The 281-nt window shown below is 59.4% G+C and carries 1 protein-coding gene; it reads right to left on the bottom strand.

Annotated elements, in window-relative coordinates; genetic code table 11:
* On the bottom strand, positions 1 to 281 hold a 281-nt coding region (locus V5F77_RS29320), incomplete at its 3' end, for a GTP-binding protein (protein WP_429008542.1).

Consider the following 281-nt stretch of genomic DNA (forward strand, 5'->3'; position numbering starts at 1 on the left):
GTGATCATGTTCTTCACATAGTCGGCGTGGCCGGGGCAATCCACGTGGGCATAGTGGCGGTTCGCCGTCTCGTACTCAACGTGAGCCGTCGAGATCGTGATCCCGCGTGCCTTCTCTTCAGGTGCCTTGTCGATCTGGTCGTACGCCGTGAACGTCGCCCCGCCCGTCTCCGCAAGAACCTTCGTGATCGCAGCCGTCAGCGACGTCTTGCCATGGTCAACGTGACCAATGGTGCCGATGTTGCAGTGCGGCTTGCTCCGGTTAAACTTCTCTTTGGCCAT

The sequence above is a fragment of the Roseixanthobacter psychrophilus genome (assembly GCF_043195195.1).
GTDB lineage: Bacteria > Pseudomonadota > Alphaproteobacteria > Rhizobiales > Xanthobacteraceae > NCEH01.